The following is a 5,435-nucleotide window of genomic DNA, read 5'->3' as shown; positions in this document are numbered from 1 at the left end:
TGGCAAGCGAGGCGGATCGAAAGACCCGGCAGTTGACAGGGATTTAAAAAGAACGTCATAATCACTGTCTTCGCTGATTACTGCAAACGAAATCAGCAGCGACCTGCAAGGGCCGCAGTTCTTTAAAAAGTTACAGCCGATAAGTGTGGGCGTTTGAAGGCGAGCACCGTCAAGCCGCAAGGCAACGGGGTTTTCGGACCTCAAACGCTCATGGAAGTGAAGTTCACTTCAATTCTTTGAGTGATTAAACAAGATCGAACTAAAGAGTTTGATCCTGGCTCAGATTGAACGCTGGCGGCATGCCTTACACATGCAAGTCGAACGGTAACGCGGGGCAACCTGGCGACGAGTGGCGAACGGGTGAGTAATGCATCGGAACGTGCCCAGAAGTGGGGGATAGCCCGGCGAAAGCCGGATTAATACCGCATGAGACCTGAGGGTGAAAGCGGGGGATCGCAAGACCTCGCGCTTTTGGAGCGGCCGATGTCAGATTAGCTAGTTGGTGGGGTAAAGGCCTACCAAGGCGACGATCTGTAGCTGGTCTGAGAGGACGACCAGCCACACTGGGACTGAGACACGGCCCAGACTCCTACGGGAGGCAGCAGTGGGGAATTTTGGACAATGGGCGCAAGCCTGATCCAGCCATGCCGCGTGCGGGAAGAAGGCCTTCGGGTTGTAAACCGCTTTTGTCAGGGAAGAAACGCTCTGGGCTAATACCCTGGGGTAATGACGGTACCTGAAGAATAAGCACCGGCTAACTACGTGCCAGCAGCCGCGGTAATACGTAGGGTGCAAGCGTTAATCGGAATTACTGGGCGTAAAGCGTGCGCAGGCGGTTATGCAAGACAGATGTGAAATCCCCGGGCTCAACCTGGGAACTGCATTTGTGACTGCATGGCTAGAGTGCGGCAGAGGGGGATGGAATTCCGCGTGTAGCAGTGAAATGCGTAGATATGCGGAGGAACACCGATGGCGAAGGCAATCCCCTGGGCCTGCACTGACGCTCATGCACGAAAGCGTGGGGAGCAAACAGGATTAGATACCCTGGTAGTCCACGCCCTAAACGATGTCAACTGGTTGTTGGGAGGGTTTCTTCTCAGTAACGAAGCTAACGCGTGAAGTTGACCGCCTGGGGAGTACGGCCGCAAGGTTGAAACTCAAAGGAATTGACGGGGACCCGCACAAGCGGTGGATGATGTGGTTTAATTCGATGCAACGCGAAAAACCTTACCTACCCTTGACATGTCTGGAATCCTGAAGAGATTTGGGAGTGCTCGAAAGAGAGCCAGAACACAGGTGCTGCATGGCCGTCGTCAGCTCGTGTCGTGAGATGTTGGGTTAAGTCCCGCAACGAGCGCAACCCTTGTCATTAGTTGCTACGAAAGGGCACTCTAATGAGACTGCCGGTGACAAACCGGAGGAAGGTGGGGATGACGTCAGGTCCTCATGGCCCTTATGGGTAGGGCTACACACGTCATACAATGGCCGGTACAGAGGGCTGCCAACCCGCGAGGGGGAGCCAATCCCAGAAAACCGGTCGTAGTCCGGATCGCAGTCTGCAACTCGACTGCGTGAAGTCGGAATCGCTAGTAATCGCGGATCAGCTTGCCGCGGTGAATACGTTCCCGGGTCTTGTACACACCGCCCGTCACACCATGGGAGCGGGTTCTGCCAGAAGTAGTTAGCCTAACCGCAAGGAGGGCGATTACCACGGCAGGGTTCGTGACTGGGGTGAAGTCGTAACAAGGTAGCCGTATCGGAAGGTGCGGCTGGATCACCTCCTTTCTGGATAGTCTGGTGCTCTAATTCTTGCGCCCACGCTTATCGGCTGTACTTGACGGCAGATTGGGGTCTGTAGCTCAGTCGGTTAGAGCACCGTCTTGATAAGGCGGGGGTCGTTGGTTCGAATCCAACCAGACCCACCACCTATTGGGGGGTGTAGCTCAGCTGGGAGAGCACCTGCTTTGCAAGCAGGGGGTCATCGGTTCGATCCCGTTCACCTCCACCAATGAAGATTGTTCAGGCCAAGAACTGATGAGTTCTTGGCCTGTGCGATCCGTGTGGTTGCCTGTCGTTCTTTAACAATTCAAAGAGTCGAAATCAGTAATTGTTGTCGACGCATGGACGCAGCGAAAGCTGTTGTCCAAAGCGAAGACGACGTTCAATGATTGCGTCAAAACAAACTTCAAACCATTTTGAAGTTTCGGCATAACGCGTAAATACTCAAAGTCAACGATAGTTGATTTTCAGTCCTTGACGACGCCTCCAGCGTGAGGTGTCAAAGTTATAGGGTCAAGTGACTAAGTGCATGTGGTGGATGCCTTGGCGATTACAGGCGACGAAGGACGTGATAGCCTGCGATAAGCTTCGGGGAGCTGGCAAATTAGCTTTGATCCGGAGATTTCCGAATGGGGAAACCCACCCTTAGGGGTATCGCATGATGAATACATAGTCATGCGAGGCGAACCGGGTGAACTGAAACATCTCAGTAGCTCGAGGAAAAGACATCAACCGAGATTCCGAAAGTAGTGGCGAGCGAAATCGGAAGAGCCTGCACGTTTTAGCAGCTCACTTATCAGAACAGTCTGGAAAGGCTGGCCATAGCGGGTGATAGCCCCGTATGAAAAAAGTAGGCTGTAGAACTAGGCGTGCGACAAGTAGGGCGGGACACGTGAAATCCTGTCTGAAGATGGGGGGACCATCCTCCAAGGCTAAATACTCGTAATCGACCGATAGTGAACTAGTACCGTGAGGGAAAGGCGAAAAGAACCCCGGGAGGGGAGTGAAATAGATCCTGAAACCGCATGCATACAAAAAGTCGGAGCCGCAAGGTGACGGCGTACCTTTTGTATAATGGGTCAGCGACTTACATTCAGTGGCGAGCTTAACCGAATAGGGAAGGCGTAGAGAAATCGAGTCCGAATAGGGCGTTCAGTCGCTGGGTGTAGACCCGAAACCAGGTGATCTATCCATGGCCAGGATGAAGGTACCGTAACAGGTGCTGGAGGTCCGAACCGACTAGTGTTGCAAAACTAGCGGATGAGCTGTGGATAGGGGTGAAAGGCTAAACAAACCTGGAGATAGCTGGTTCTCTCCGAAAACTATTTAGGTAGTGCCTCAAGTATTACCATCGGGGGTAGAGCACTGTTATGGCTAGGGGGTCATGGCGACTTACCAAACCATTGCAAACTCCGAATACCGATGAGTACAGCTTGGGAGACAGTGCACCGGGTGCTAACGTCCGGACACAAGAGGGAAACAACCCAGACCGCCAGCTAAGGTCCCTAAAATTGGCTAAGTGGGAAACGAAGTGGGAAGGCTAAAACAGTCAGGATGTTGGCTTAGAAGCAGCCATCATTTAAAGAAAGCGTAATAGCTCACTGATCGAGTCGTCCTGCGCGGAAGATGTAACGGGGCTAAGCCAGTTACCGAAGCTGCGGGTGCATCGCAAGATGCGCGGTAGGAGAGCGTTCTGTACGCCTGTGAAGGTGGATCGTGAGGTCTGCTGGAGGTATCAGAAGTGCGAATGCTGACATGAGTAGCGTTAAAGGGGGTGAAAAGCCCCCTCGCCGAAAGCGCAAGGTTTCCTACGCAACGTTCATCGGCGTAGGGTGAGTCGGCCCCTAAGGCGAGGCAGAGATGCGTAGCTGATGGGAAACAGGTCAATATTCCTGTACCGACGTGCAGTGCGATGTGGGGACGGAGAAGGTTAGCTCAGCCGGGTGTTGGATATCCCGGTTCAAGCATGTAGGCGTGCCCTCTAGGCAAATCCGGAGGGCTTAGCTGAGGTGTGATAACGAGGAGGCTTGCCTCCGAAGTGAGTGATACCCTGCTTCCAGGAAAAGCCACTAAGCTTCAGCTGCACGCGACCGTACCGCAAACCGACACTGGTGCGCGAGATGAGTATTCTAAGGCGCTTGAGAGAACTCTGGAGAAGGAACTCGGCAAATTGACACCGTAACTTCGGAAGAAGGTGTGCCTTTAGTAGGTGAACCATTTACTTGGGGAGCCCAATGAGGTTGCAAAGAATCGGTGGCTGCGACTGTTTATTAAAAACACAGCACTCTGCAAAGACGAAAGTCGACGTATAGGGTGTGACGCCTGCCCGGTGCTGGAAGATTAAATGATGGGGTGCAAGCTCTTGATTGAAGTCCCAGTAAACGGCGGCCGTAACTATAACGGTCCTAAGGTAGCGAAATTCCTTGTCGGGTAAGTTCCGACCTGCACGAATGGCGTAACGATGGCCACACTGTCTCCTCCAGAGACTCAGCGAAGTTGAAATGTTTGTGATGATGCAATCTCCCCGCGGAAAGACGGAAAGACCCCATGAACCTTTACTGTAGCTTTACATTGGACTTTGAACAGATCTGTGTAGGATAGGTGGGAGGCTTTGAAACCCAGTCGCTAGATTGGGTGGAGCCGACGTTGAAATACCACCCTGGTGTGTTTGAGGTTCTAACCTTGGCCCGTGATCCGGGTTGGGGACAGTGTATGGTGGGCAGTTTGACTGGGGCGGTCTCCTCCCAAAGTGTAACGGAGGAGTTCGAAGGTACGCTAGGCACGGTCGGAAATCGTGCTGATAGTGCATTGGCATAAGCGTGCTTGACTGCGAGACTGACAAGTCGAGCAGGTACGAAAGTAGGACAAAGTGATCCGGTGGTTCTGTATGGAAGGGCCATCGCTCAACGGATAAAAGGTACTCTGGGGATAACAGGCTGATACCGCCCAAGAGTTCATATCGACGGCGGTGTTTGGCACCTCGATGTCGGCTCATCTCATCCTGGGGCTGTAGCCGGTCCCAAGGGTATGGCTGTTCGCCATTTAAAGAGGTACGTGAGCTGGGTTTAAAACGTCGTGAGACAGTTTGGTCCCTATCTTCCGTGGGCGCTGCAAGATTGAGAGAGCCTGCTCCTAGTACGAGAGGACCGGAGTGGACGCACCTCTGGTGTATCGGTTGTCACGCCAGTGGCATTGCCGAGTAGCTAAGTGCGGAAGAGATAACCGCTGAAAGCATCTAAGCGGGAAACTCGTCTCAAGATGAGTCTTGCCGGGGCCTTGAGCCCCCTGAAGAGTCGTTCGAGACCAGGACGTTGATAGGCTGGGTGTGGAAGCGCAGTAATGCGTTAAGCTAACCAGTACTAATTGCTCGTGAGGCTTGACCCTATAACTTTGACAACACGACCGTCAAAGATCACGTTATGCCAAACCTTGGCGCAATCGTTGAATACTGATTACACTCTTTGAATTGGCTGGGCTGACCCAACAGGCGTCAACCCGGCAACCCGTCAAGCCTGATGACCATAGCGAGGTGGTCCCACTCCTTCCCATCCCGAACAGGACAGTGAAACGCCTCAGCGCCGATGATAGTGCGGGTTCCCGTGTGAAAGTAGGACATCGTCAGGCTATTTACCCAGCGCATGCCCCCGCATAACGAA

Annotated in this window: 2 tRNA genes and 3 rRNA genes; all 5 read left to right on the top strand. The window is 53.2% G+C overall.

Features of this window, described 5'->3' with window-relative positions:
- Nucleotides 1-256: 256 nt before the first annotated feature.
- Nucleotides 257-1,785 (top strand): 16S ribosomal RNA (locus VO99_RS27330).
- A gap of 63 nt (nt 1,786-1,848) precedes the next feature.
- Nucleotides 1,849-1,925, top strand: a tRNA-Ile gene (locus VO99_RS27325).
- Between the two features lie 7 nt (nt 1,926-1,932).
- Nucleotides 1,933-2,008, top strand: a tRNA-Ala gene (locus VO99_RS27320).
- A 282-nt stretch (nt 2,009-2,290) separates the two neighbouring features.
- Nucleotides 2,291-5,163 (top strand): 23S ribosomal RNA (locus VO99_RS27315).
- Nucleotides 5,164-5,290: 127 nt separating this feature from the next.
- A 5S ribosomal RNA gene (gene rrf / locus VO99_RS27310) occupies nt 5,291-5,403 on the top strand.
- The 16S, 23S and 5S rRNA genes sit together here with 2 tRNA genes alongside, the layout of an rRNA operon.
- Nucleotides 5,404-5,435: the final 32 nt, after the last annotated feature.

It is taken from the genome of Aquincola tertiaricarbonis (assembly GCF_000969605.1).
GTDB classification, from domain to species: domain Bacteria; phylum Pseudomonadota; class Gammaproteobacteria; order Burkholderiales; family Burkholderiaceae_C; genus Aquincola; species Aquincola tertiaricarbonis.
This window is presented reverse-complemented; position numbering and strand designations above follow the sequence as displayed.